General features: G+C 72.3%; 23 protein-coding genes. 11 read left to right on the top strand and 12 right to left on the bottom strand.

Going from position 1 to position 24,911, the window contains the following annotated elements; translation table 11 throughout:
* Positions 1-81: 81 nt before the first annotated feature.
* Positions 82-456 carry an STAS domain-containing protein gene (locus AB0P17_RS12195; RefSeq protein WP_365810056.1) on the bottom strand — a complete coding sequence of 125 codons (375 nt, stop codon included), beginning with the start codon at positions 454-456 and terminating at the stop codon, positions 82-84.
* A 291-nt stretch (positions 457-747) separates the two neighbouring features.
* Here AB0P17_RS12195 and AB0P17_RS12200 point away from each other — a divergent pair, with 291 nt between their 5' ends.
* Both AB0P17_RS12200 and AB0P17_RS12205 read left to right on the top strand, forming a co-directional pair.
* On the top strand, positions 748-1,329 hold the full coding sequence (locus tag AB0P17_RS12200; RefSeq protein ID WP_365810057.1) for a sigma-70 family RNA polymerase sigma factor: 582 nt from the start codon (positions 748-750) through the stop codon (positions 1,327-1,329).
* Complete coding sequence (locus AB0P17_RS12205) at positions 1,326-2,651, top strand: maleylpyruvate isomerase N-terminal domain-containing protein (protein WP_365810059.1); 1,326 nt, start codon at positions 1,326-1,328, stop codon at positions 2,649-2,651. Before AB0P17_RS12200 ends, AB0P17_RS12205 begins: the two co-directional genes overlap by 4 nt.
* Positions 2,652-2,714: 63 nt before the next feature.
* On the opposite strand, the gene purU is transcribed toward AB0P17_RS12205, so the two are convergent.
* On the bottom strand, positions 2,715-3,629 hold the full coding sequence (gene purU / locus AB0P17_RS12210; RefSeq protein WP_365810060.1) for a formyltetrahydrofolate deformylase: 915 nt from the start codon (positions 3,627-3,629) through the stop codon (positions 2,715-2,717).
* A 32-nt stretch (positions 3,630-3,661) separates the two neighbouring features.
* On the bottom strand, positions 3,662-4,108 hold the full coding sequence (locus tag AB0P17_RS12215; RefSeq protein WP_365810195.1) for a hypothetical protein: 447 nt from the start codon (positions 4,106-4,108) through the stop codon (positions 3,662-3,664).
* 317 nt (positions 4,109-4,425) lie between these two features.
* On the opposite strand from AB0P17_RS12215, the gene AB0P17_RS12220 reads away from it, so the two are divergent.
* The gene (locus tag AB0P17_RS12220) at positions 4,426-5,649 is read left to right on the top strand and encodes an ABC transporter substrate-binding protein (RefSeq protein WP_365810062.1); all 1,224 of its coding nucleotides are present in this window, start codon (positions 4,426-4,428) and stop codon (positions 5,647-5,649) included.
* 129 nt (positions 5,650-5,778) lie between these two features.
* Here the strand turns inward: AB0P17_RS12220 and AB0P17_RS12225 are convergent, their stop codons facing one another.
* On the bottom strand, positions 5,779-7,698 hold the full coding sequence (locus AB0P17_RS12225) for a hypothetical protein (protein WP_365810064.1): 1,920 nt from the start codon (positions 7,696-7,698) through the stop codon (positions 5,779-5,781).
* Between the two features lie 286 nt (positions 7,699-7,984).
* On the bottom strand, positions 7,985-9,367 hold the full coding sequence (locus tag AB0P17_RS12230; protein WP_365810066.1) for a transcriptional regulator: 1,383 nt from the start codon (positions 9,365-9,367) through the stop codon (positions 7,985-7,987).
* Positions 9,368-9,675: 308 nt separating this feature from the next.
* Here AB0P17_RS12230 and AB0P17_RS12235 point away from each other — a divergent pair, with 308 nt between their 5' ends.
* The 3 genes from AB0P17_RS12235 (at position 9,676) to AB0P17_RS12245 (ending at position 13,067) form a co-directional block, all read left to right on the top strand.
* Entirely contained in the window at positions 9,676-10,365 is a 690-nt protein-coding gene (locus tag AB0P17_RS12235; protein WP_365810196.1) for a bifunctional DNA primase/polymerase, read from the top strand.
* Positions 10,366-10,521: 156 nt separating this feature from the next.
* Entirely contained in the window at positions 10,522-11,394 is an 873-nt protein-coding gene (locus tag AB0P17_RS12240) for an ABC transporter ATP-binding protein (RefSeq protein ID WP_365810068.1), read from the top strand.
* Between the two features lie 44 nt (positions 11,395-11,438).
* The gene (locus AB0P17_RS12245; protein ID WP_365810199.1) at positions 11,439-13,067 is read left to right on the top strand and encodes a transporter; all 1,629 of its coding nucleotides are present in this window, start codon (positions 11,439-11,441) and stop codon (positions 13,065-13,067) included.
* A gap of 57 nt (positions 13,068-13,124) precedes the next feature.
* Here AB0P17_RS12245 and AB0P17_RS12250 read toward each other — a convergent pair whose 3' ends face one another.
* The 3 genes from AB0P17_RS12250 to AB0P17_RS12260 are packed head-to-tail and all read right to left on the bottom strand — an operon-like array spanning position 13,125 to position 14,419.
* The gene (locus AB0P17_RS12250) at positions 13,125-13,340 is read right to left on the bottom strand and encodes a DUF397 domain-containing protein (RefSeq protein ID WP_365810069.1); all 216 of its coding nucleotides are present in this window, start codon (positions 13,338-13,340) and stop codon (positions 13,125-13,127) included.
* A 27-nt stretch (positions 13,341-13,367) separates the two neighbouring features.
* Positions 13,368-13,583: a DUF397 domain-containing protein gene (locus AB0P17_RS12255; RefSeq protein WP_365810071.1), complete on the bottom strand. Its 216-nt coding sequence runs from the start codon at positions 13,581-13,583 to the stop codon at positions 13,368-13,370.
* On the bottom strand, positions 13,580-14,419 hold the full coding sequence (locus AB0P17_RS12260; RefSeq protein ID WP_365810073.1) for a helix-turn-helix transcriptional regulator: 840 nt from the start codon (positions 14,417-14,419) through the stop codon (positions 13,580-13,582). Before AB0P17_RS12260 ends, AB0P17_RS12255 begins: the two co-directional genes overlap by 4 nt.
* Positions 14,420-14,522: 103 nt before the next feature.
* On the opposite strand from AB0P17_RS12260, the gene AB0P17_RS12265 reads away from it, so the two are divergent.
* Together AB0P17_RS12265 and AB0P17_RS12270 are read left to right on the top strand one after the other, a co-directional pair.
* The gene (locus AB0P17_RS12265; protein ID WP_365810074.1) at positions 14,523-14,786 is read left to right on the top strand and encodes a hypothetical protein; all 264 of its coding nucleotides are present in this window, start codon (positions 14,523-14,525) and stop codon (positions 14,784-14,786) included.
* Entirely contained in the window at positions 14,783-15,043 is a 261-nt protein-coding gene (locus tag AB0P17_RS12270) for a hypothetical protein (RefSeq protein ID WP_365810075.1), read from the top strand. The genes AB0P17_RS12265 and AB0P17_RS12270 overlap by 4 nt, the downstream gene beginning before the upstream one ends.
* A gap of 588 nt (positions 15,044-15,631) precedes the next feature.
* Here the strand turns inward: AB0P17_RS12270 and AB0P17_RS12275 are convergent.
* Complete coding sequence (locus AB0P17_RS12275) at positions 15,632-16,504, bottom strand: alpha/beta hydrolase (RefSeq protein WP_365810201.1); 873 nt, start codon at positions 16,502-16,504, stop codon at positions 15,632-15,634.
* A gap of 705 nt (positions 16,505-17,209) precedes the next feature.
* Positions 17,210-17,902 (bottom strand): metal-dependent transcriptional regulator, encoded by a 693-nt coding sequence (locus tag AB0P17_RS12280; protein WP_365810077.1) that lies wholly within the window; start codon positions 17,900-17,902, stop codon positions 17,210-17,212.
* Positions 17,903-18,154: 252 nt separating this feature from the next.
* Here AB0P17_RS12280 and AB0P17_RS12285 point away from each other — a divergent pair, with 252 nt between their 5' ends.
* The 3 genes from AB0P17_RS12285 (at position 18,155) to AB0P17_RS12295 (ending at position 21,686) form a co-directional block, all read left to right on the top strand.
* Positions 18,155-18,910 (top strand): SIS domain-containing protein, encoded by a 756-nt coding sequence (locus AB0P17_RS12285; RefSeq protein ID WP_365810079.1) that lies wholly within the window; start codon positions 18,155-18,157, stop codon positions 18,908-18,910.
* Positions 18,911-19,444: 534 nt separating this feature from the next.
* Positions 19,445-20,029, top strand: a complete 585-nt coding sequence (locus AB0P17_RS12290; protein WP_365810081.1) for a carbonic anhydrase — start codon at positions 19,445-19,447, stop codon at positions 20,027-20,029.
* Between the two features lie 106 nt (positions 20,030-20,135).
* Positions 20,136-21,686: a SulP family inorganic anion transporter gene (locus AB0P17_RS12295; protein WP_365810084.1), complete on the top strand. Its 1,551-nt coding sequence runs from the start codon at positions 20,136-20,138 to the stop codon at positions 21,684-21,686.
* Positions 21,687-21,804: 118 nt separating this feature from the next.
* Here the strand turns inward: AB0P17_RS12295 and AB0P17_RS12300 are convergent, their stop codons facing one another.
* Together AB0P17_RS12300 and pdxH are read right to left on the bottom strand one after the other, a co-directional pair.
* Positions 21,805-23,400 (bottom strand): PAS domain-containing protein, encoded by a 1,596-nt coding sequence (locus AB0P17_RS12300; protein ID WP_365810086.1) that lies wholly within the window; start codon positions 23,398-23,400, stop codon positions 21,805-21,807.
* Between the two features lie 458 nt (positions 23,401-23,858).
* Positions 23,859-24,497: a pyridoxamine 5'-phosphate oxidase gene (pdxH, locus tag AB0P17_RS12305; RefSeq protein ID WP_365810089.1), complete on the bottom strand. Its 639-nt coding sequence runs from the start codon at positions 24,495-24,497 to the stop codon at positions 23,859-23,861.
* Between the last annotated feature and the right edge of the window lie 414 nt (positions 24,498-24,911).

Raw genomic sequence — 24,911 nt, forward strand, 5'->3', positions numbered from 1 at the left:
TGCCCGGAAGCCGTACGGAGAAAGCGCAGTTGACGCGGGCGCCGAGGGGTACGGAGGCCACGCCGAGAAACACCGGCGCCACTACGCCGACAGCGGCTGCGCGTCGACGTCGACGGCGCTCGGCACATCGGGAAAGACCTCGAAGAGCCGGCGCACGCCCAGCGCCGCGAGGACGCGGTTGACGTGCGAGCCCTCCTCCGAACCCCGCGCGGGCAGGATGAGACGGAGGCTGCCCCGGCAGGAGTGGAGCAGCCTGCGGGAGGCGATCAGGACACCGACACCACTGGAGTCGCAGAAGAACACCTGCGAGAGATCGAGCACCAGTGCGTGCTGCCCCTCGGCCACCGCGTCATGGACCCGCTGACGGACCTCGGGCGAGGTCACGATGTCCAGCTCGCCGGTGATGTGCAGCACGGTCCACGCACCCTGGTCGGACTCGTTCACCTTGAGCGCCACGCGTCTGATGCCCTTCTCCTCGACGGATGGGACGATCCGGAAGTATTGCTTCCCGACCGCGCCTGCCCCTTCACCACGAGCCGAAACGTCGCAGGGCGCGGTAAGGGCGCACTTACCTCAAAGGGGCGTGCGCTGCCCGTGGTGCCCACTACATTCGATGGGACGGTCGAGCCCCTCGCGGCCCGGACTTCGGCATCATGGTGGCGGAAGCCGGTGGCGGGGACGGACAAAGAGGCAGAGCGGACAGGCACGGGGAACCACGAGAGCCAGAGGAACAGGGCTGGGGGTCGGATGGCGAAGAACACACCGCCCCGCTGGGACCGCAGGATGCAGCAGCGGCTCGCGCGGGGTGAGGCGGCGGCGCTCGGTGAGCTCTACGACCGGTACGCGTCCCTCGTGCACAGCCTCGCCCACCGCGTGCTGGACGACGACAAGGCGGCGGACCGCGTCACCCGCGACGTATTCGGTCATGTCTGGGAGAACCCGGACACTTATGATCCCCGGCAGGGCTCCCTGCGCTCCTGGGTGGCGAACGTCACACAGGAACTCGCCGTACGGCAGCTCCGCGAGACCGAGCGCGAGGCGTTCGAGGCGAGCGGCGAGGGCTCCCCGGAAGAGCTGGAGCAGAAGATCCGCCGGGCCTCGGCGGCGGCCCGGGCGGACTACATCGTCAGGTCGATGCCGAAGCCGCTGCTCAGCGCGTTGCAGCTGGCGTACTTCCAGCGCCGGGACTGCCGCCAGACAGCGGAGGACCTGGGCGTCACGGAGGACGAGGCGCGGCGCCGGCTGCGGCTGGGGCTGCAACTGCTCTCCACGGCCAACAGCCGGGCCGGGGACGGCCTCCCGCCGCCGGGAAACGGACGCTCGCTGTGACCGGCCCGCTGGACGGCGGCTCCCACGACGGCCGCGAACCGGACGAACCGCCGCTCTTCCTCCGGATACCCGGCCCGAGGACGGCGGGCGACGACCTGGACCCGCCGGAGCCCGAGCCGGAACCGGAGCCAGAACCGGAACGGGACCAGATGCCGGGTCAGATGCCCGGTCAGATGCCGGACCGGATGCCGGACCAGGCAACGGAACCCGCGCCCGAACCGCCCCTGCTCAGCCACAAGGTGCTGAAGTCGCTCCTCGGCGCCTGGGCGCTCTCCGCCTGCTCGACCGCCGAGACCGGGCTCGTCGAGGACCACCTCACCGAGTGCGCGCCCTGCGCCGGTGAGGCGCTGCGGCTGCGCGACGCCGTCGGGCTGCTGCACGCCGAGGGGAACCTGGACCTCGACCCGCGGCTGCGCTCCCGCGTGCTGGAGGAGTGCCTCGGCCGCCGCCCCGCCCGTGTCCCGGTGCCCGGCTGGGCCGCCCCGTACGACGCCGAGACCGCCCGGCTCGACGCGCTGCTGCGCGACATCGGCTCCCAGGACTGGCACGCGCCCGTACGCCTCCAGTGGTTCGCGGACGACCGGACCACCTTCCGCAAGACGACGGTCGCCGGGGTCATGGGCCACCTCATGACCGTGGACGGCGTGGTCGCGGCCGCCCTCGGCCTCGAAGACCCGGTCGGCCAGGGCGCGCCCGTCGACCCGACCGACCGTACGGAGACCTTCTGGCGCTCCGCCGCGCCACCGCCCACCCGCGCGCTCCACGAGCCCTGGCGCGAGCAGAGCCACGCCCTGATCCGTACGGTCTCCTTCGCCGGCCGGGGCGTGGCCGAACTCTCCGTGACGTACGGGGAATTCGCCCTCCCGCTGCGCGACGCGCTGCTGGAGCGCGCCTTCGAGTGCTGGATCCACGGCACGGACATCGCGGAGGCGGTGGCCTACCCGTACCGGCCGCCGAGCGGGCCCCATCTCCACTCGATGATCGATCTCGGCGCGCGGCTGCTCCCGGGCGCCCTCGCGCTGCGCCGCCGGGCGGGGCTGGCCGGCCCGGCGCGGCAGCTCGTGGCGGCGGGCTCGCCCGGCCGGTCGCTGCATCTGCTGGTCGAGGGCGCGGGCGGCGGGGACTGGTACATCCCGCTGGACTCCCCGGCGGCGGTCGGCTGCCGGGAGCTGTCCGTGGGCCAGGTCGCGCTCGACGCCGTCGAGTTCTGCCAGGTGGTGGCCGGGCGCGTCTCGCCGGAGGACGCGGCGGCGGGGCAGGACGGCGACCGCGAGGCGATCAGGGACGTGCTGTTCGCGGCGGCGGCGATGAGCCGCCTCTGAGCACGGTCCGCCGCCGCCGCCCGGCGTCCGAGCACGGCCACCGCCGCCGCCCGGCACCGGGACTCAGGCGAAGACGACCGTGCGGTGGCCGTTCAGCAGGATGCGGTGCTCCGCGTGCCACTTCACCGCGCGGGCCAGCGCCTGGCACTCCACGTCCCGGCCGATCGCCACGAGCTGCTCCGGTGTGACCTGGTGGCCGACGCGCTCGACCTCCTGCTCGATGATCGGGCCCTCGTCGAGGTCGGCGGTCACGTAGTGCGCCGTCGCGCCGATCAGCTTCACACCCCGCGCGTGCGCCTGGTGGTACGGCTTCGCGCCCTTGAAGCTCGGCAGGAAGGAGTGGTGGATGTTGATGATCCGGCCGTTGAGCTGCTTGCACAGGTCGTCGGAGATGACCTGCATGTAGCGGGCGAGGACCACCAGCTCCACCTCCTCGGCCCGGACCAGCTCCAGCAGCTCCGCCTCCGCCGCCGCCTTCGTGTCCCTCGTCACCGGGATGTGGTGGAACGGGATGTCGTACGAGGCGGCCAGCTCGGCGAAGTCGGTGTGGTTCGAGACGACGGCCGCGATCTCCACCGGGAGCGCGCCGGTGGACGCCCGGAAGAGCAGGTCGTTCAGACAGTGGCCGAACCTGCTGACCATGAGCAGGATCCGCATCTTCTCCTCGGGACGGTGGATCGCCCACTCCATCCGGAAGGAGTCCCCGATCGCGGCGAAGCTCGCCCGCAGCTTCTCCACGGTCACCGGCGCCTCCGCCGAGAAGTGCACCCGCATGAAGAAGAGCCCGGTGTCGTGGTCCCCGAACTGCTGGCTGTCCTCGATGTTGCAGCCGGTCATGAAGAGGTAGCTCGACACGGCGTGCACGATGCCCTGCTTGTCCGGGCAGGACAGCGTCAGCACGTACTGATCGGCGCCGTCCCGGCGGTCGGTGCGGCCGGACGGGGCAGGCGGGGCGGGTGGCTGCGCGGCGGTGCTCATGACCACAAAGGATCCCACATCGCCGTACCCGCTCAGCCGGAGCGCGTCATGATGCGCAGCACGTCCAGGGTCTGCGGCAGGGCGTCCGGGTCGTCCCCGTCGCCCGCCGCCAGCCGTATGTGCGCCTCGCGGGCCGCGCGGACCGCCTCGGGCCAGCCGTGGTGGTCCAGATAGGCGGAGACCGGCGCGTCGGCACCGACCTGGTGCATAATGCGCAGCACCCGCAGCACGGCGACGTCGACCAGCGCGGCCTCGCCGGAGTCGCGGAATATCGTTCCGACGTACTTCTCGGCGGACCAGTTGTCGAGCCAGGTGTCCTCGACCAGCCGGTACACGGCGTCGGTGACGTCCCCGTACCCCTCGCGGCCGGCCAGCCAGTACTCCTGGTGGAAGACGGGATCGGAAAGCATGTGCAGCGCCGAGCGCACATTGCTGCGCCAGCGCCACCACGGCATGTCGTTGAGCGGCATGCCGCCCATGGTGGGGGAGCGACGGGCACGACGGGAAGAGTTCTCGGAACCTTGCTGCACAACACCGACTTTACGGTCCGCCGGGCGATGTCACCCAGGGCCCCCGCTATTCACCTCTACGTCACCCACCGTTGACCCGTGCTCACTCCGCAGTTACCCGTGGCGCGGAAGTGTGCATGGCTATGACCGGTCGGCGACGTTTCTCCTCCCTCCGCCCCTTCCAGTCCAGCGCGCGACACCTCTGCTCGAAAAGCGCGAGAAACACGAGAAGTGCGGGGGGCACGGGTAGTACGGGAAGTACGGGAAGTACGCGAGGCACCCGCGGCATGAGGAGCGGTGCGCTGCTCGCCCTCGCCACCCTCCTCTCCGGCTGCGGTGTGCTGCCCGGGGACGCCGGCGGCTCCCGGGCAGCGGTCACCGTCATGACCTGGGCGCCGATCGGCAGCAACGCCACCAACCTGCCCGGTATGCCGGCCATGGCGCGGGCGTACGCGGGCTGGGTCAACGCCTCCGGCGGCATCGACGGCCATGAGCTGCGCGTCCTGACCTGCAACGAGCGCAACGACTCGGCCGGCGCGGCCGAGTGCGCCCGCCGGGCCGTGAAGGAGAAGGCGGTCGCCGTCGTCGGCTCGTACAGCCAGTTCGGCCGCGAGTTCATGGCGCCGCTGGAGGCCGCGGGCATCCCGTACATCGGCGGATACGGCATCAGCGAGGAGGAGTTCACGAGCTTCCTCTCCTACCCCGTCAACGGCGGGGTGGCCACGCTCCTCGCGGGCAGCGGCCGGCAGGTCGCGCGCAACTGCGACCGGACCGCGCTGGTACGGCCCGACACGATCGCCGGCGACGACCTGGCCGAGCTGATGGACGCCGGGCTCGCCGAGGGCGGTCGCGGGTCCGTCTCCGATGTCCGCGCGGCGGAGGATGCCACCGACTACACCCGGCAGGCCAGGACGGCGCGCGAGCGCGCGGGGGACGGCGGCTGTGTCACGGCGGTGCTCGGCGACCGCACGGAGACCTTCTTCGACTCCTACCGCAGGCTCCCCGACGACGGCCGGAACATCCGGGTCTCCTCGGTGCTGGGCAGTGTCGACCAGTCGCTCGTCGACCGTACGGGCGGCAAGGACGGGATCTTCGAGAACGCGTACTTCACCGGCTGGTACCCGGTGGCGAGCGACCCGGCGTGGGCGGAGATGCGGGGCGTGATCGACAAGTACGCCTTCGGCGACAACGACATCGACCCGGCGGACCCGGGGGCGCAGACCACGTGGATCGCGTACACCGTGCTGAAGAAGGTCGTCGAGTCGATCGGCGCGGACGAGATCACCACCGGCCGGATCACGGACACCCTGGACCGGGGCCTGGAGGTGAACACCGGCGGCCTCACACCGACTCTGCGCTGGCGGTACGAGGACATGCTCGGGACGCCGAACTTCCCCCGGATCATCAACGGGGACGTGACGTTCCAGGTGGTGCGGCAGGGACGTCTGGTGAGCCAGCGCAAGGGATTCGTCAGCGTGGGCGAGACGCTGCTGGGGGAATCGCACCGGTAGCCGTACGGGTACGTGCACCGGTAACCGTACGGGCGGTCGCGGGGACGACGGCCGGGCGGGGGCGTCACTCCCCAGCCCGGGGACGGTCCCCAGCCCGGGGACGGTCCCCCGCCCCCGCCGCGCCCGTCGTCAGAGCTGCGTCGGGGCACGCTTCGTCAGGTCGTACTCCGTCGCGATGCTGTTCCACAGGCCCGACGCCTTCTGCTTCGCGGCCGTGGCCTCGCCGCTCGCGCGGTCGCCCTTGGAACGCTCGGAGGTCACCCGCGCCTGGCCGTCCTTGCACCCCTTCTTCTTCCCCACCTGCTTGGCCCACTCCGCGTAGTGGTCGTCGGCGGAGGCGGACGCCTCCCACGCGTCGGTGAGGGAGGACGTCAGTTCGCCGTGGCGCGGCAGCTTGTCCACCGTCAGCCCGTCCAGCCGGGTCACCAGGCCCCGGCGCTGCTCGGCGGCACCGTGCAGATCGGTGGCGGCCTGGTCGAGGTTGTCGCAGGACCTGATGGAGTTGACGGCGTTGATCACCGTCTGACGGCTGCTGCTGCTGTCCGCGAGCAGCTTGTCGAGCTCCTCCGCCTGGGTCTTCACCGGGTCCGGGGGTGCCGGGGCCTCCGCCGACCCGGTGGCCTCGGGCGAGGTCGTCGCCGCCACCGTCTTGCTCTCGTCCTTGGACGTGTCGTCGCCCCCGCCGCTCATCAGCGCGCCCGCGCCCAGCCCGAGCACGACGATGCCGGCGGTGACGGCGGCGATCAGCGGGGCCCGCGAGGACTTACGGCGGCCACCGCCGCCGTGGTCCGCGCGCGACGGCGACGGGAACGGGGCCTGGGGCCCGGCCTGGGCCTGGGGTTGCGGCTGCGGCTGGTTGCCGGGCCCGCCGCCCCGGGCGGCCCGGCGCCCGCCGACGGGCGGCGCCTGGGTCTCGATCCGGGGCATCTTCTGGGTGGACTCGGGGGCACCCTGACCGTCCGCGCGGAAGAGGTTGTCGAACTCCGCGGGCGGCGGGCGGTCACCGGGGGCGCCGGGCCGTACACCGTAAGGAGAGGGGGCCGGGGAGGCGGCCGGAGGCGCCGCGGGGACGGGGGCGATGAACTGCGTCGCCTCCGAGTCCGAACCCGGCGCCGCCGCGACGGGCGGCAGGAACTGGGTCGCGTCGGCCGCGTTGTCCCGCGCCTCGGGCGGCAGCACCCCGGGCCCCTGCGCGGCGGGCGAGGCGGGCGAGGCCGACGGGACGGGAGGAATGGGCGGGATGAACTGCGTGGCGTCGGAATCCCCCATGCCCCCCGCGGGCCCGCCGGGGGCGCCGGAGACGGGCGGCAGGAACTGCGTGGCGTCCGCGCTGCCGGGCGCGGGCGCCGGTGTCTCGGCGGGCAGCGGCATCGGCTGCCCGTAGCCGCCCTGCGTCCCGGAGTGCGGCTGCGGCTGCGGTTGCGGCTGCGCCGGAGGCAGCGGCTCGCCGTACTGCGGGGACGACGGGGACGACGGGGGCTGCTGAAGGTGCGGCTGCTGGGGCTGCTGGGGATTCCCGTACGGCTGCGGCTCGCCGTGCGGCTGGGGCAGCGGCTGCCCCTGGGACTGCGGTACGGGCTGCCCGTACGGCTGCGGCGGGGGCTGCGGCGCGCCGTACGGAGCGCCCCCCTGTGCCCCGTACGACGGCGTGGGTTCCGGCCCGCCGTACGCCCCGTAGGCTCCCTGGCCGCCCTGGGGGCCGGCCTGCGGATACGCCGGCGGATAGGGCTGGTCGTACGGCGCCGCTCCCGCGGGCGCCCCGTACCCCTGCGCCGGGCCCTGCGGGGTGCTCTGCGCTCCGTAGGGCGCATGCGGGGCGCCCGGATCCTGCCCGTACGCCTGCTGCGGCTGCTGCGGCAGGCCCCACTCCTGAGCGCCCGGCGGCTGGTGCCCCGGCTGCTGGTGCGCCGGCGGCTGCAGGCCGGGCGGCGTCCGGTCGACCGAGCCGGGGATCAGGGGCGCGCTGCCGTCACTGGGCAGCACGACGCCTTCGTGCGCGGTCCGAGCGGCGGGATACTGCGGCTCATCCCTCTGTCCGCTGTGCGTCACCGGGACTCCTACATGTGGAACGTCTGGCCTACCGAATCATCGGTTCACGCTACCGGGTGAATCGCACCTTCGAACACGCGCGTCGGGCCGGTGTCGGGCAGGTAACACCCCGGCCTGCGAAGACGCTGGTAGAAGGCGTGAAGTCGCGGACACCCCGCCTCAATTGACCGAGGGCACGGTGTCCACACCGCGCCCTCACGACATCCCCACGAACCCGCTGCCCGGTCCCCCACCGGACAGCCCGGGACAGTCACCCCTCAGCCAGCCCCGACCGGCCCCGACCGGCTCAGGCCGCCTGGATCTCCAGCCGCGCCCCGAACTCCCGCACCGCGGGCTCGTCCCCGTACGGCTCCAGCCGCTGCTGGAGGTCGTCCAGATACTCCGCCCCCCGGCTGGAGCGCAGCGTCCCGAGCAACTCCACCGCGCGCGTGCCGGTCTGGCAGGCCTGCTCCACCTCACGCTGCTGGACCTGCGCCGTCGCCAGCAGGACGAGGCCGATCGCCCGGCGCCGCGCGCGGGACTCCGGATGGCCCTCCAGCGCCGCTTCCGCGTGCCGGGCCGCCGCGTCGGGGCGGCCCAGATCCCGGTAGCAGTGCGCCAGTTCGTCGGAGAGATAGGCGTGGTCGAAGTGCTCGATCCACTCCGGGTCCTCCCCCGGGCCGTCGTCCGTGTGCTCCAGCGCCGTGATCGCCCGGCCCGCCGCGGTCTCGCAGGTACGGCTGTCCCCCATCAGCGCGTGGCCGCGCGCCTCGGCCGCGTGGAACATCGCCTGGGCGCGCGGTGACACCTGACCGCGCGTCCCTTCCTGCGCCGCCCGCGCCAACTGGGCGATCTCACGCGGGTTTCCGAGCTGGGCGGCGAGATGGCTCATCGACGCGGCCAGGACGTACCCCCCGTACCCCCGGTCCCCCGCGGCCTGGGCGAGGCGCAGCGCCTGGATGTAGTAGCGCTGGGCGAGCCCCGGCTGGCCGGTGTCGACCGCCATGTACCCGGCCAGTTCGGTGAGCCGGGACACAGCGGCGAAGAGCCGGCGGCCGACCGTCTCCCGGTACGAGCCGGCGAGCAGCCCGGCCACCACGCTGTTCAGGTAGTGGACGACCACGGGACGGACATGGCCGCTGCCGAAGCGGTGGTCCAGCTCGATGAGCGCGCGGGTCATCGCCCGTACCGCCTCGACGTCCGAATCACCCACCCGGGCACCGGTGTTGCGCGCGACCGTGGAGTCCGCGCCGGTGATCAGCCAGTCTCTGCTGGGCTCGACGAGCGCCGAGGAGGCGACGGCCGAGCCGGAGAGGAAGTCGCGGCGCCCGACGTCGCTGCGCCACAGCTCACAGACCTGCTCGATCGCCCCCATGACGGTCGGCGAGAACTGGAGGCCGACCCCCGAGGCGAGGTTCTTCCCGTTGGCCATACCGATCTCGTCGATCGTGACCGTACGGCCCAGCTTGCGGCCCAGCGCCTCGGCGATGATGCCCGGCGCCCGGCCGCGCGGCTGCTGGCCGCGCAGCCACCGGGCCACCGACGTCTTGTCGTAGCGCAGGTCGAGCCCGCGCTCCGCTCCCACCATGTTGACGCGCCGCGCGAGCCCGGCGTTGGAGCACCCGGCTTCCTGGATGAGCGCCTGGAGCCGTTCGTTCGGCTGACGCGCGACGAGTGGCCTGGCTGCCAATGGATACCCCCTGTGGCCGCAGTGATCAACTCTGTGAACACTGCCCGGCAAATATGCGGAGAATGCGCATGTTCGGCAATAACGCAAATAATCTAGGTCTTTCCGGAAACCCCCGTGACCACGACCGGCCAACAGTCGTGTGCGGCCCCCCGCAGCCTCTATGGTGTCCGACCCCCGGGGGTGGTTACCCGCGTACCGCTCCACCCCTTCCCGCGCGCCCCCGTACTTGCATCCATGCGCCCCATGTGCGGGATCGGGGGGTGCGGCGCGCCGTCCCGCGCCCGTAACCCGTGCTGATGGCGGGAGTTGTGCTCTGCGTGGAAGAGACCATTGGAGTGACGGGCGGCGCCCGGGTCCCCGGGCAGCGGGGCGACCTGCTGCTCGACAGCGCGGTGAGGTACGCGGAAGAGCGGCACTGGGACGTGTTCCCCGGCACCCGGCTGGTGCCGGTGCCCGGCGGTGAACGGTGCTCCTGCGAGCAGGCGGGGTGCGCCACGCCGGGGGCGCACGCGACGGGCCCCGGCTGGGCGGGGCTGGCGACGGGCAGCCCGGCGGCGGTGCGCAGGCTGTGGTCGCGGCAGCCGGGGGCGTCGGTGCTGCTGCCGACGGGGCGCGCCTTCGACGCGCTGGAGGTGTCGGAGTCGGCGGGGTTCCTGGCGCTGGCCCGGATGGAGCGGATGTCGCTGGCGCTGGGGCCGGTGACCTGCACCCCGGACCGGCGGATGGTCTTCTTCGTGCTGACGGGAGCGGCGGCGAAGGCGGACACCCTCGTACGGAAGCTGGGGTGGGACCCGGAGTCGGTGGACCTGGTCGTGCGCGGCGAGGGTCAGTACGTGGCGGCGCCGCCGACCCGGGTGGGCGGCAGGGGCGCGGTGCAGTGGGCCCGCAGACCGACGCAGGCGAACCGCTGGCTGCCGGATGTCGCGGAGCTGATCAGCCCGCTGGCGTACGCGTGCGGCCAGGACGCGGCGGCGGTACGGGCGCGGCGGCCCGGGTAGGGGGTCCGGGCAGGAGGGTCCGGGCAAAGGGCCCGGTAAGGGGTGGGCGTGCGCAGCCTGGGTAGATGTGGGCGGCTTACGTAGGGTGGTCCCCGTACCCCTGATCGGGATATCGGGGGCATCGGGGATCAACGGGACACGGAAGGGTCGTGCGTCATGCCGGACCGAGCACCAGGAGAAGCGGAGGCGATCACAGGGCCCCGGACCGAAGCGGCGGCAGCGGCCGGAGCGGTCGTCGGGGCGCCGACGGAGACCGTCTCGGGGGCGGCCGTGCGGGTCGAGGGGCTGTGGAAGCGCTTCGGCGAACAGATCGCCGTCGCGGGCATCGATCTGGAGCTGCCCGCAGGCCAGTTCATCGGACTGGTCGGGCCGAACGGCGCGGGCAAGACCACCACCCTCTCCATGATCACCGGCCTGCTCCGCCCGGACCAGGGCCGGGTCGTGGTCGCCGGACACGACGTCTGGCGGGACCCGGCCGAGGTCAAGGCCCGGATCGGCGTACTGCCGGAGGGGCTGCGGCTCTTCGAACGGCTCTCCGGACGCGAACTCCTCGGTTACAACGGCCGCTTGCGCGGACTGCCCGGACCCGAGGTCGACAAGCGGGCCACCCAGCTCCTCGACGTGCTCGACCTCGCGGGCGCGCAGCACAAGCTCGTCGTCGACTACTCCACCGGCATGCGCAAGAAGATCGGGCTGGCGGCGGCACTGCTCCACAACCCCCAAGTCCTCTTCCTGGACGAGCCGTTCGAGGGCGTCGACCCGGTCTCCGCGCAGACGATCCGGGGCGTCCTGGAGCGCTACACCGCCTCGGGCGCCACCGTCGTCTTCTCCAGCCATGTCATGGAGCTGGTCGAGTCGCTCTGCGACTGGGTCGCGGTGATGGCGGCGGGCCGCATCCGCGCACACGGCACCCTCGCGGAGGTACGGGGCGACGCGCCGTCCCTCCAGAGCGCCTTCCTCGAACTCGTCGGCGCGCGGGGGCACGACGGCGGCGGGGACCACCTCGACTGGCTGGGCGGTACGCGATGAGCGGCACCCCGGCCGGAGCCACGGCGGGAGCCCCGGCGGGCGGAATGGCGGGCGCCGTGCCATCGGCTCCCCCGCTCACGCCCCTGTTCGTACGGCTCAAGCTCGCCCTGCTGCGCAACGGGCTGCGCCAGTCGTCCGGCAGGACCGCCGCGTACATCGCCTCCGTGGTCGTGGTGCTGCTGCTCGCGGCGGCGCAGTTCCTCGGCCTGGTCCTGCTGCGCGACACCGCCCACGCGGACACGGTGGTGGTGCTGCTGACCGCCGTACTCGCCCTGGGCTGGGCGGTGATGCCGCTGTTCTTCCCGAGCGGTGACGAGACCCTGGACCCGACGCGGCTGGTGATGCTGCCGTTGCGGCCGAGCCCCCTGGTGCGGGCGCTGCTGGTGGCGTCCCTGGTGGGGATCGGGCCGCTGTTCACGCTCTGCCTGCTCACCGGCTCGGCGATCGCGACGGCGCACGGCGCGGGCGCGGTGGCCGTCTCGGTCCTCGCCGTACCGCTGGCGCTGCTGGTGTGCGTCGCGCTCGCGCGCGCCGTCGCGGCGGCCAACATCCGGCTGCTGACCTCGCGCAAGGGGCGTGACCTGGCGGTGCTCAGCGGTCTGGTGATCGCCGTCGGCGTCCAGTTCGTCAACTTCGCCGCGCAGCGGCTGGGCGACGCGGGCGGCCTCGGGGCGCTCGACCCGGTGGCGGGCGCCGTCCGGTGGCTGCCTCCCGCGTCGGCGCTCGGCGCGGTCGGCTCGGTGAGCGAGGGCGCGTACGGACGGGCCGCCGCGCAACTGCTGCTGTCGGCGGGCGCGCTCGCGGCGCTGCTGTACGCGTGGCAGCGGTCGCTGACGAAGCTGATGACGGCCCCGGACGGCTCGACGCTGGGCGCCGGGCAGCCGGGCCGCAGGGAGGCGACGGCGGCGGCCCGGGGCCCGGGGCGGGCACTGGCCGGGGTGTTCCCGGAGGGGCGTACGGCCACGGTGATGAAGCGCAGCCTGCGGTACGTGTGGCGCGACCCGAAGACGAAGGCGGCGTGGGCGACCTCGCTGGCGATCGGCCTGATCGTGCCGCTGTTCAACGCGCTCCAGGGCAGGGGCACGATCTACTTCGCGTGCTTCGCGGCCGGCATGCTCGGCATCCAGATGTACAACCAGTTCGGCCAGGACACCTCGGCGTTCTGGATGGTCGCGCTGACGATCTCCTCGACGCGCGACGCCTATCTGGAGCTGCGGGCGCGGGCACTGGCCCTGCTGGTGGTCACACTGCCGTACTCGGCGCTGGTCACCGTCGCCACGGCGGCCGTGCTGGGCAACTGGCACGCGCTGCCGGAAGCGCTCGGCCTCTCCTTCGCGCTGCTCGGCGCGATGCTGGCGACGGGCGCGGTGGCGTCGGCACGCTTCCCGTACTCGATCCCGCAGGACAGCGGCTACAAGAACGTCGCCCCGGGCCAGGCGGGGCTCGCCTGGATCTCCATCTTCGGCGGCATGCTGGGCGCGGCCCTGCTCTGTGCCCCGGTCCTGGCGCTGACGATCTGGCTCCACATCTCGGACCTGGCCGACCGCTCATGGCTCCTGCTGCCCGTAGGCACGGCGTACGGAGCCCTCATCGCCCTCGGCGGACTCCGCCTGGCGGCCCCGCAGACGGCAAGGCGCCTGCCGGAGATCCTGACGGCGGTCAGCAAGGGGTGAGGGGCAGGCAGGGCGGGACATCCCGTGACCACCCCGGCCCGGCCCGTCACCGGACGGTCAGGCGGTGCCGAACTGCCCGGCCTTGACGCCCGTCACGAAGGAGGCGAACGCATCGGCGGGGAAGCCCAGAACCGGACCGCCCGGATCCTTCGAGTCACGGACGGGAACTATGCCGCGCGACGCGACGAGATTCGCGGCAACCTCCACGCAGTTGCCGCCGTTGTTGCTGTAGGAGGACGTGAACCAGCGGGGGAACTCGGTCGTGGTCGTCACGGGGCGCCCTTTCGCAACTGGCTGATCTCAGACGGTGCCGAACTGCCCGGCCTTGACGCCCGCGACGAAGGACGAGAACACCCCGGCGGGAAAGCCCAGAACCGGACCACTCGGATCCTTCGAGTCACGGACGGGAACCATGCCGCGCGACGCGACGAGATGCGCGGCAACCTCCACGCAGTTGCCGCCGTTGTCGCTGTAGGAGGACGTGAGCCAGCGGGGGGACTCGGTCGTGGTCGTCACGGGGTGCCCTTTCGTGCCTCGTTGATCAGGACCACCGATGCCGCTTGCGACAGCGCTTCGGCCTGTAGTTGATGGTAGGCCGTCAAAAGGGGAAGTACCGCTGTCGTCTCGCGTTCCAGGTGTCCCCGGATCTGGGATTCCGCGTACGCGATCACGGACAGGTCCGGCAGCGTCAGCAGGTTCACCGGCAAGTTGAACGTGCGACGCTCCCCGATGCCGAACGGGGCGACCTGGAGCACGGTGTTCGGCAGCTCGGCGAACTCCGCCAGACGCGCCAACTGGGCGTCCATGACGGCGGGTTCGCCGACGCGCCTGCGGATACAGCTCTCGTCCATCACCACCAGCATCGTGGGTGGTTGGGGCCGTGCCAGCGCGGTCTGCCGCTCCGCCAGGAACGACACCCGCTCGGCTGCTTGGTCGGCCGTGATCACCCCACGCCGTACGGCGCTGTCCGCCAGAACCCGGGCGTACTCCGGTGTCTGCAGCAGCCCGGGAATGATGCCGACCTCGTACAACCGGATCTCCACAGCCCGCCCCTCATGGCTGACGTACTCCGGGAAGCCCTCCAGCAGGCTGCCGTGCTGCACATCCCGCCACTCACGTTCCAACGAGTCGGCGACGTCGGCAATCCCAAAGGCACGGTCAGCCTTACGTGAGAACCGGAGGGTCGGCGGTTTGCGGGCAGTTTCCACAGCGGAAATATGCTGGCTGGAATACTCCGTATACCCGGCCAGCTCTTCCTGGCTCCAGCCACGTTGCTCCCGCAACCTGCGCACCCGGGCCCCATAAGCCGCTCGCGGGCTGTTCCCAGGGTCCAACTCCTTGCGGTTAACCATCGAACACCCATCCCTTCCTTCTCTTATGGCCGCTTGAAGAGATCTCGACCATACGCGACGGTGATCGCCCTGGGTAGTGCATTCACTACGGAGAGGAGCGACCATGACCGGTGAGAACGTTCCCGCCAAGGGGGCCAAGACACAGGAACCCCCGTACGTCCCGGCCCTCGGGGCGCTGATGGTCGACGCACAGGAGCGGGTCGGCGAGTTTCGCGGTGAGTGGTGCGGGCTCTGGTCCCTGCGCCCTGTAACCGGCGGAACGGAGTGGACCGTTGCTCCCGAGGACGCCCGGCCGGCCAGCGCCGAAGAGCGCCTGCGGGCCAAGACCGCCCGCGCGAACGCGCGAAGCAGGGGGGAGGTGCTGTGACCTCCCCGCCCGACCACCCGTCCCCTAGAACGCCCGAACTACGCGTCGGCATGGCCGTGTTCGATCCCCGCGCGGATATGCCGGGTGTCATCCGGTCCTTCGCCGGACCGACGGTCCGGCTGATCCGCCCCGCAGGCCACACCTGGCAGGCGGCGCGGATCTCGCTCCGTCCGGCGACCCAGCGGGAACGGGTCCAACTGCGCGCCCTGGCCACGCTGCACCGGAAGCAGCAGAGGCCTGCGGGACAGCAGACATGACGACGCGCCTCTACCACGTGACCGTGACCGGCGAGGGGCCGATCCCCGGCACCTGGGTACGCGTCCTCCTCGCCGCACGCCGGACCGGATCGCCGGACCGCGCCCTCTCGATCCTGCGCTGTCAGGCCCGGCGCATCGCCGACGGCCTCGACCCCGACCCGCATTCCGTGTGGGCCGCTCCGGGCGCACTCGCTCGCCAGGAAACCGCCGTGTATGACGCGCCCGCCGAACTCCGCGCCTGGTGCGACGACTTCGAGGCGCAAGAAGCGGCACGTAACCAGCTCATCGCGGGCGCCGAGTTCACCTTCGGCGCCATGGACCACAGCGGGCGCTACACCCTCAAGGTGTTACCTGTGCACGTTCCTTCGCATGCACCGTCCCCGGCGGTTGCCCGCGCCCGTCGCCGACGGCACCGGAAGCCCAGGTGGTTCGACCGGTTCCGGCGACCGGCCGCCCGGATACCGGCCCCGTTTCGCTGCGCCGTACAGCGCTTCCCGGAGGTGGTGACCCGGTGGCGGCGTTGCTCACCGTGGGCCGCGCTCAGGGTGTTCCGGTGGTGGATGGTGCGCCGGGCCCGCCCCCTCCCGGTCAACCCGTCAGTACGCCCTCCAGGAACGGCTCGATCGCCGCTCGCCAGGCTTCGGGCTGGTCATAGTGGACGAAGTGGCCCGCGTCGAGCACCTCCGCGTACTCGCCCCTCGGGAGCACCCGGACCATTTCGTGGGCCTCCGCCCTGCCCAGTTCGCCGTCGAGTCCCCGGACCACCAGCGTGGGGCACTGGACCTGGGCCAGCTCCTCCCAGTGCGCGTCATGGACCCAGGTCTCGCGGGACGTCATCATCTGGCGGCGTGAGAAGACCGGGCGCCAGCCGTCCGGGCGCTCGGCCATGACCTCCGCGAAGAACTCGCCCCGGGCCGGCGTGGGGCGCTCGGCCCAGGGGTCTTCCTCGCCGAACCACTTCCGTACGTCCGCGAGCGACGCGAACGGCACCGGCCAGGCGCGGAACCAGTCGCCCCACTCCCGCTGCGACGCGGCGCCCAGCGCCGAGGCCCGCATGTCGCAGATGACCAGGGCGCGGACGAGATCGGGGCGCGCGGCGGCGAGCTGCCAGGCCGTGAGCGCGCCCATCGAGTGGCCTATGAGCGTGACGGGGGCGAGCTCCAGCTGCTCGATCACGGCCTCCGCGTCCGCGACGTACGCCTCGCGCGTGAACGGCCCCTCCGGCGGCTTCTCGCTCTGGCCGTGGCCCCGCTGGTCGAACGCTACCGCCCGGTGCCGGGCGGCGAGCCAGCGCGCCGTGGCGTCCCAGTGCGAGGCGCGGCCCATCAGGCCGTGCAGCAGCAGGACCGCCGAGCCGTCGCCCGGTCCACGCGCCTCCGGTCCGGCCTCGGGCGGATCGGCGAACTCCCAGGCAGCGAGGCGTACGCCGTCCGCTCCGGTCACATCGATGCGCCGCACCATGCGTCCCGGCACCCCCTTCGGTCTCACGGTTTCGCTCACGGTCCTGCGGAGTCCTGCACGGTCCTGCTCGCGGGTGCGGGGACCGGGCCCGTGCCACGTCCCGGACTCTCACCGCACCAGCCACACCAGGCTATCGAACCTATATTCGAACGCGCGGTTTTCGCGCCCAACACCGCTCGTTCGAGTGACCACGGTCCAGGATTGCCGGGCGGCCCTCAGGGGAGATCTTCTCCGGGAGGCGGGCCGCTCGGGGATGACGGTCCGAAGGGGACGACCCTGGGAGCTCGGGGCTCCGGGTCGGCGTGGGGGCGACCGGGCTCCGGTGCCGCAAGGCGCCGGGGCCCGGCTCGCGTACGGCGCCGGAGCACAGTTCGCGCACGGCACCGGGGACAGGCGCCCGGACGGCGCCGGGCGCGGCGGGACGCCATCGGCCCCCACCGCCGCACGCACAGATCACGCCACGCATCAGCCGCTCCCTCCCTGCCGCCGCGGACGTCCCCACGCCCACCGCGGCTCACCCCCCGGGCACCGCAGGTACCCCGGGCACCGCAGGCACCCGCACCACCGACCGTCCGGGCCGTACCGGACACAGCCCGGCCCCGCCCGTCACGCTCGTCCTGCCCGTCAGACCCGATGGCGCTGGTCTCGCCGGCCCCACCCAGTGACGTACCTACCTACGGCCTGCCCTGACCGATGCGCCCGCTCTCAGCGCTTGGCGACGAAGACGTGCGACGCCACCCCGGACTCCAGCTCCGCCGCCTCGCCACTGCTCCCTACCAGTACCCCACCCGCCGACTCCGTCACACTCACCACGGAGCCGGGCTGCACACCCGCGCGCCGCAGCGTGTACATGAGCTGGGCGTCCGTCTGGATCGGCTCCCCGATCCGCCGTACGACGACCGTCTTGCCCTCGGTGCCCGGGTCCAGCTCCGCCAGGCTCACCATCCCCGCGTCGAGGAAGGGGTCGGCCTCGGCCTTCTCGCCCAGCTCCTCCAGGCCGGGGATCGGGTTCCCGTACGGCGACTCCGTCGGGTGGCGCAGCAGCTCCAGCACCCGCCGCTCCACCGCCTCGCTCATCACGTGCTCCCAGCGGCACGCCTCCGCGTGCACCTGCTCCCACTCCAGGCCGATCACATCGACCAGGAGGCATTCCGCGAGCCGGTGCTTGCGCATGACCCGTGTCGCCAGCCTGCGCCCTTCCTCCGTGAGCTCCAGATGCCGGTCGCCCGCGACCTGCACCAGGCCGTCGCGCTCCATGCGCGCCACGGTCTGGCTGACCGTCGGGCCGCTCTGATCGAGCCGCTCCGCGATCCGGGCGCGCATCGGGACCACGCCTTCCTCTTCAAGTTCAAGGATGGTGCGGAGATACATCTCCGTCGTGTCGATCAGTCCGGACATTCGTGCCCCTCGAATAAATCGTGCGCTGGCCCTGACCCAATTCTGACGCATACCACCGACAAGCGTGCCTCGCCGGAGAGCACCACCCTTACCGGGAAGGGGACACGCTTGCCCGCACCGGACGCGGACCGGGCTCCGCCGGGCCCTTCGCGGCGGCCGGCAGCAGTATTGACAGAGCAATGGTCCAGACCTCAACGTGATCGGCGGCACAGACATTCCCCGCCCCCTGGGCCACTCCCGGAAGGTCACCCGATGAGCGAGAGCACGCCTGCCGATCAGTTCTTCGACGCGGCGATCGGCCTGCTCCGGCGGGTACGGGAGAAACAGTCCGCCACGGTCGCCGCCGCGGGCGCGGCGGTCGCCGACACCGTCGCCGCCGGGGGCCGGCTCTTCGCGTTCGGCGCCGGGCACTCCTCGCTCGCCGCGCAGGACGTCGTCTACCGGGCCGGCGGGTTCGCCACCATGAACCTGCTCACCGTGCCCGGCGTCGTCGGCGTCGACGTGATGCCCGCCCCCCTCGGCTCGGCGCTGGAGCGGGTCGAGGGCCTCGCGGGCGCCGTGCTCGACTCCAGTCCCGCCACCGCCGGGGACCTGCTGGTCATCATCTCCCTCTCGGGGCGGAACGCGCTGCCCGTCGAGATGGCCCTGAACGCGCGGTCCCTGGGGCTGACGGTGATCGGCGTGACGTCCGTGGCGTACGCGACGGAGACCCGCTCCCGGCACCGCTCCGGGACGTTCCTCAAGGACCACTGCGACATCGTCCTCGACAGCGGGATCGCGGTCGGCGACGCGGAGTTGACGGCCCCCGGCATCGAGGCGCCGTTCGCACCCGCCTCCACGGTCGTCACCAGCGCCCTGATGCAGGCGATGATGGCGACGGCCGCCACGGAGCTCGTCGGGCGCGGCGTCGAGCCGCCGCTGCTGCGGTCGGGCAACGTCGACGGCGGCACCGAGTGGAACGGCCGGGTGATGACCGAGAACCGGGACCGGATCTTCTACCGCCACTGACCGCCACCGACCGCCTCCGACGGCCACCGACCGCCGCCGACCGCCCTCGCGGACGCGCGACACATTCCCGAAACTATCGCCGCGACGCGCCCGGGTGGCTCCGCGTCACCAATGCAATGCCTCTTCGCCCATGCGATCGAATAACCGCAGAGCCTCCTGTGAATGCCGGGGCCTGCGGGAATCACACCGAGTGACGTTGCTCGCACACTTGATCCAGAACCGCCACTTTGCGTCACGAAAGGCACACTTGGCGGAATTTTGATCTTTCACCTGGAGGTAATGTTCAGGCAAAGTAGTGGGGGTTGCCATGCGTCATCATGGGAACCGCCACCGCGTTGCCGCGTAGCAACGTGTTCCGCGTACCCACCAAAGGAGAGGGCGAGCAGTGAGATTCCGACCGAACCACGTGTGCGCCCTCAGACGCGGAATCCACGCCGCCTGACCCGGCGGCTCTTCATCTCGCTCCACCCCCCACTGACCCGACCACACCGCGCCCCGGCAAGAGAAGACCGGGGGTGCAGGAGGCAGGCCATCATGAAGTCACTCATCGATCACGCTCGTTCATTTTCCGTGCGGGTGGCGGAACGCCCCGACGAGTTCCGTGAACTCGCCGCGGGGCAGTCGCCCGAAGCACTCTTCATCACCTGCTCGGATTCCCGAGTCATCCCGTCCCTCATCACCGGTGCCCGCCCGGGTGAGCTGTTCGAACTGCGTACGGCGGGCAACATCGTCCCCCGGTACGACGAAGCGCGGCCCAGCGGCGAGGCCGCGACCATCGAGTACGCGCTGCGCGTGCTCGGCGTCCGCGACATCGTCGTCTGCGGGCACTCGCACTGCGGCGCGGTCGGCGCCCTGGTGCGCGGCGACGACCTGTCCGCCGTCCCCGCCGTGCGCGGCTGGCTGGACCTCGGCGGGGGCGAGCTGCCGTCCGCGCAGGGCCTCGCCCACTGCGTGCAGCACCACGCCGCGGCGCAGCTCGACACCCTGCGCGGCTACCCCGCCGTCCGCGAGCGGCTCGCCGACGGGCAACTCTCGCTGCACGCCTGGTACTACGAGGTGGACACCGGCGCGGTGAGCAGCCACCGGCCGGAGCTGGACGGGGCGTTCAGACCGCTGTGAGCACGGCCCAGGGCGCGACCTCAGCCACGGCGACCGGCCGTGGCTGAGCCGTCGTTCCCGGGCCGCACCGCGTAGCCCGCCCCGTCTCACAGCTAGGACATCCCTCATGTTCAGCCTCTTGAAGGACCGTGAGGTCCTCAGGCGCGACATCCTCGCGTCACTCGTCGTCTTCCTCGTCGCCCTGCCTCTGTGCGTCGGCGTCGCCGTCGCCTCCGGGGTGCCCGCCGAACTCGGCCTGGTCACCGGCATCGTCGGCGGCATCGTCGTGGGCGTCCTGCCCGGCAGCTCGCTCCAGGTGAGCGGTCCCGCCGCCGGGCTCACCGTTCTCGTCTACGAGGCCGTCAAGGAGTTCGGCCTCGGCGTGCTCGGCGCCATCGTCCTCGTCTCCGGGCTGCTCCAGCTCGCGCTCGGGGCCTTCGGCCTCGGCCGCTGGTTCCGGGCGATCTCGGTCGCCGTCGTCCAGGGCATGCTGGCCGGCATCGGCCTGGTGCTGGTCCTGGGCCAGGTGTACGCGATGGCCGACACCGCCCAGCCGTCCGGCGGCATCCCCAAGCTCACCGGCCTCCCCGGGCTGGCCGGTGAGATCTTCTCGAACGGTACGGCGCTGACCGCGTTCCTCGTCGGGGCCGGTACGGTCGCCGTCCTCGTCCTGTGGCCCCGGCTCCCCGCGAAGGTCCGCGTGGTGCCAGGACCGCTGGCCGCCGTGGCGCTCGCCACCGGCGTGACCCTGCTGTTCGACCTGCCGATCGCGAAGGTCGAGGTGCAGGGCCTGCTGGAGTCCGTCAGCCCGCCCGGGCTCGACGACTTCGGGCAGCTCGCGGGGGTCGCCGCGCTCGGCACCGTCCTCGCCTTCACCCTCATCGCCTCGGCGGAAAGCCTCTTCAGCGCCGCCGCCATCGACCGTATGCACGACGGGCCGCGCACCGACTACAACAAGGAGCTGATGGCCCAGGGCGTCGGCAACACGGTCTGCGGAGCGCTCGGCGCGCTGCCCATGACCGCCGTCATCGTGCGCAGCGCCGCCAATGTCCAGGCGGGGGCGCGCACGTCGCTCTCCCGGGTCCTGCACGGCGTGTGGCTGCTGCTCTTCGCGGCGCTGCTGCCCGCGGCGATCGGTGTGATCCCGCTGGCCGCGCTCGCGGGCGTCCTGGTCCACGCGGGGTGCAAGCTCGTGCCCGTACGGGAGCTGGCCCCGCTGTGGCGGGAACACCGCGGCGAGGCCGTGATCCTGGCCATCACGGCGATCGCGGTCCTGGTCACCAACCTCTTCGAGGGTGTGGTGCTGGGGCTGCTGCTCGCCGTGGTCAAGACCGCGTGGGAGATCTCGCACCTCCATGTGGACGTGCGGGAACTCACCGGCGGCCGGCTGGTGGTGTCGGTCACGGGGAACGCGACGTTCCTGCGGCTGCCCCGGATCATGGAGCAGCTCGAAGCCCTGCCGAAGGACCGGCCGATCGAGCTGGACCTCTCGGATCTGCGCCATGTCGACCACGCGTGCCGTATCGCCCTGGAGAACTGGGCGCTGCGGCACAACGACGCGGAGACCGAACCGGTCAGGATGCTGCCCCCGACGGCACCGGCAACGGCAACGGCACCGACAACTGCGGCCTCGGTCGCCGGGGAGAACGGCTCGGGGCGCGGACCCACCGCCGGGTGACAGGTGCCCGATGTGCGGCGCCGACCGGGGTGAACCCCGGCCGGCGCCGCACGCGTCCGGGCCGTACGCGTGTCCGCTCAGGCGCGGCGCGTCCGCTCAGAGGTCACCCGACAGGCTCTCAGTCGTCCGCGTCCGGCAGCAGGGCCGAGAGGTCCAGGCAGGCGGCTATCCGTACGGTCACGTCCTCCGCGAAGACCGCGTCGGGGCGTTCGAAGGCGGCGCGGCTCGCTCCCCTGAGGAAGGTCACCACCCCCAGCGACCTGCCCCGGCTGCGCAGCACCGTGCACAGGGCGTGGACGGAGTCCTCCGGCCACTGCCGGGACGACGCCCACGCGGGCGCGGGCACCGGCTGCCGCGCCGCGTCGCCCGCGCCGCCGTTCCCGCCCCTGTTCCCGCCCGCGGTCCCGCCCCTGTTCCCGCCCGCGGTCCCGCCCCTGTTCCCGCCGGCGGTCCCGCCCGCGGTCCCGCCCGTGCCCGTCGGGGCGCTCGCCCGGACCGAGCCGGTCCGGTCCATCGCCTGGAGCGCCGGATGCCCGGCCGCGTACCGCACCGGTATGAAGCCGGACCCGGTCTGCGTGCTCGGCCCCGAGGCACCCCCGGCGGGCGTCGCGACCGTACGGACCAGGCGTACGGGTCCCGGCGTGCCGGAAGCGAGCCCTCCGGAAACGTACCCTCTGGAGGCGCGACCTTCCGCCACCAGATCGATCAGGGCGTGGTCGGCGAAGCCCGCCAGCGCGAAGTCCAGATAGACCGTCGCCGCCTCCATCGGGTCCTCGCACTCGGCCGCCGCCCGGCCCGCGCGGTGCAGCTGGCTGCCGCGGAACCGCAGCCGGTCCGCCTCCTGCACGGCCAGTTTCATGTCGGTCACGTCCTGGAACATCCAGCCCACACCCAGCGGAACCGGTTCTTCAGCCAGCGGTGACGCCAGTCGCAGGAAGCCGCACCGCCAGCAGCGCCGCCGCTCGCCGTCCGGTGCCCGGACCGTCATCCACAACTCGGCGACGGCGGACGGCGCGCCCTCCGACAGCACGTGGTGGAGCGCGGACTCCAGCTCCTCGACGCCCTGGGTGATCAGCTCGCCCAGCGGCCGTCCCAGTACGGAGGTGCGTCCGGTACCGAGCAGCCGCGCCGCCTGGAGGTTGACGACCGTCGGCCGCAGATCGACGTCGACGAGGACGACACCCCAGGACGCGTCCTCGAAGAGCGCCTCACTGAGCGCGACGGAGCGTTCGAAATCGACCTGGTCATGGACCTCGCTGAAGGCGCTGTACACCCCGGCGGGCTTACCGTCCGCGCCGCGCACCGCGGACGACTGCGTACGGATCAGGACCCGGCCGCCGTCCTTGCGCAGCAGCGCGAACTCGTCCACCTGCCGGTCCGGGCCGTCCATCACGGCCATCAGCCGCGCCTGGACCTCGTCCGCGTCGGCGGTCCGCACGGCCCACCCGGCGAAGCCGCGGCGTCCGACGGCCTCCTCGGCGGACCAGCCGAGTATCCGCTCGGCCTCGCGGTTCCAGTGCGTGATCACGCCGCCCGCGTCGAACGCGCAGAGCGCGGCGTCCATCCCGTCGAGGAGCGCCGCGAGCAGATCGGATCCCGGCCCGTCGCGGCCGGGCACCTCCGCCCCGGGGCCCGGGCCGGTGTCCGACCCTGCATCGGACTCCGGCTCGTCCGGCCCGGCAGGATTGGTGGTCTCACTCCGAGAAGCACTCACGCTGGTACCCCCTGCGGGACATCTCCGCCTGTGCTGCTGACTCTGCTGCCGCACCTACGATCATTCAACTCGAAAGTGGCCCACCTCACACATCGTTCCCCGAAATCGCCGCCCGCGACCGGCCGCGAAAGTGATCCGTTAAATGGGTTGAGCCGGGACGGCCCCCTTCCTAGAGTGTGGAACACACTGAAAGGAGGTGATTCGGAAGTGATTTCTTTCCGGACTCGTGAGGTGGCTGCGGGCTGACAGCCCGACGTCGCACTCAGTGCGGAGCCGGTGAAGCGCCGGCCCAATCCACAGCAGTCACCGCCCCGCAGGCTCGCCGGTACGTCCGGCCGGCTCCTCCTCGGAGGAACCCGAGCCTGCGGGGTTCTGCTGTTCCCGCGGCTTCCCCCGCGCAAGGCCGTAGCACCGGGTTTACGGCGCTACGGGCCCGCGCCGCCAGGAGGCCCGCGCCGCTACGGGCAGAGCCGCTCGACCCGCCAGCCGGGCCGGCCGTCCGGGCCCTCGCCGCGGACGTAACGCAGCCGGTCGTGGAGCCGGTTCTCGTGGCCCTGCCAGAACTCGACCGTCTCCGGCGTGACCCGGAACCCGCCCCAGTGCGGCGGCACCGGAACCTGCTCGCCCTCCGGGTAGCGGGCCGCCAGCTCCTCGTACCGCTGGAGCAGGTCCGCGCGGGAGCCGATCGGGGTGGACTGGTCGCTGGCCCAGGCACCGAGCTGGGAGCCGTGCGGACGGGTGCGGAAGTACGCGGCCGTCTCGTCGCGGCCGGTGCGGGCCGCCGTACCGGTGACGATGATCTGGCGGGCCAGCGGATGCCAGGGGAAGAGCAGCGAGACCTGGCGGTTGGCCGCGATCTCCTGGCCCTTGCGCGAGGTGTAGTTCGTGAAGAAGACGAAGCCGCGGTCGTCGTACGCCTTCAGCAGCACCATCCGCGAGGACGGGCGGCCCTCGGGGGTGGCGGTGGAGACCACCATCGCGTTCGGCTCGTGGAAGGCGCAGGACGCGGCCTCCTCGAACCAGCGGGCGAACTGGTCCATGGGCGTGGCGGCGAGGTCCGTGTCCAGCAGCGGGGTGCCGCGGTAGTGCTCGCGCATCGCGGCGGGGTCCGCGGGGGCAACGGAATCCGCGGGAGCGGTGGGATCTGCGGGAGGCGTCGAATCCGCAGGAGCGGCGGAGGGTTCCGGGGTCTCGTGAGGCACGGGATCATCCTGCCGCAGGGCCGAGTTTGCCCCGCACGGAGGACCGCCAATCCTCGGGGGACAAAAACTGGCAGTGTGCCGGTTATCACGCACCGCCGCGTCTTTCCGTACCGTCGAAACCCGCCAAAATCTGGGGACAGGTCGGCCACGCCACTGTGGTCTTCTCACACATCACGCCACACACGTCACGGTGCGTAACATCGCGCACCGGGACCGTACGCCGCGGGGACAACGCCGCGTACAGCCGTGCACAGCCGCACGCACCACGTCACGACCCGGCACGACCCGTCACACGTACAGGCACGGCAC

This window comes from Streptomyces sp. NPDC088124 (assembly GCF_040685895.1).
In the GTDB taxonomy this organism is placed as follows: Bacteria; Actinomycetota; Actinomycetes; order Streptomycetales; family Streptomycetaceae; genus Streptomyces.

Excerpts from the sequence above, each read along its gene's own strand:
- AB0P17_RS12220 (WP_365810062.1), top strand. The coding sequence starts at position 4,426 with ATGAGGAGCGGTGCGCTGCTCGCCCTCGCCACCCTCCTCTCCGGCTGC.
- AB0P17_RS12265 (WP_365810074.1), top strand. The coding sequence starts at position 14,523 with ATGACCGGTGAGAACGTTCCCGCCAAGGGGGCCAAGACACAGGAACCC.
- AB0P17_RS12200 (WP_365810057.1), top strand. The coding sequence starts at position 748 with ATGGCGAAGAACACACCGCCCCGCTGGGACCGCAGGATGCAGCAGCGG.
- AB0P17_RS12275 (WP_365810201.1), bottom strand. The coding sequence starts at position 16,504 with ATGGTGCGGCGCATCGATGTGACCGGAGCGGACGGCGTACGCCTCGCT.
- AB0P17_RS12285 (WP_365810079.1), top strand. The coding sequence starts at position 18,155 with ATGAGCGAGAGCACGCCTGCCGATCAGTTCTTCGACGCGGCGATCGGC.
- pdxH (WP_365810089.1), bottom strand. The coding sequence starts at position 24,497 with ATGCGCGAGCACTACCGCGGCACCCCGCTGCTGGACACGGACCTCGCC.
- purU (WP_365810060.1), bottom strand. The coding sequence starts at position 3,629 with ATGAGCACCGCCGCGCAGCCACCCGCCCCGCCTGCCCCGTCCGGCCGC.
- AB0P17_RS12280 (WP_365810077.1), bottom strand. The coding sequence starts at position 17,902 with ATGTCCGGACTGATCGACACGACGGAGATGTATCTCCGCACCATCCTT.
- AB0P17_RS12245 (WP_365810199.1), top strand. The coding sequence starts at position 11,439 with ATGGCGGGCGCCGTGCCATCGGCTCCCCCGCTCACGCCCCTGTTCGTA.
- AB0P17_RS12240 (WP_365810068.1), top strand. The coding sequence starts at position 10,522 with ATGCCGGACCGAGCACCAGGAGAAGCGGAGGCGATCACAGGGCCCCGG.
- AB0P17_RS12290 (WP_365810081.1), top strand. The coding sequence starts at position 19,445 with ATGAAGTCACTCATCGATCACGCTCGTTCATTTTCCGTGCGGGTGGCG.
- AB0P17_RS12260 (WP_365810073.1), bottom strand. The coding sequence starts at position 14,419 with ATGGTTAACCGCAAGGAGTTGGACCCTGGGAACAGCCCGCGAGCGGCT.
- AB0P17_RS12215 (WP_365810195.1), bottom strand. The coding sequence starts at position 4,108 with ATGGGCGGCATGCCGCTCAACGACATGCCGTGGTGGCGCTGGCGCAGC.
- AB0P17_RS12295 (WP_365810084.1), top strand. The coding sequence starts at position 20,136 with ATGTTCAGCCTCTTGAAGGACCGTGAGGTCCTCAGGCGCGACATCCTC.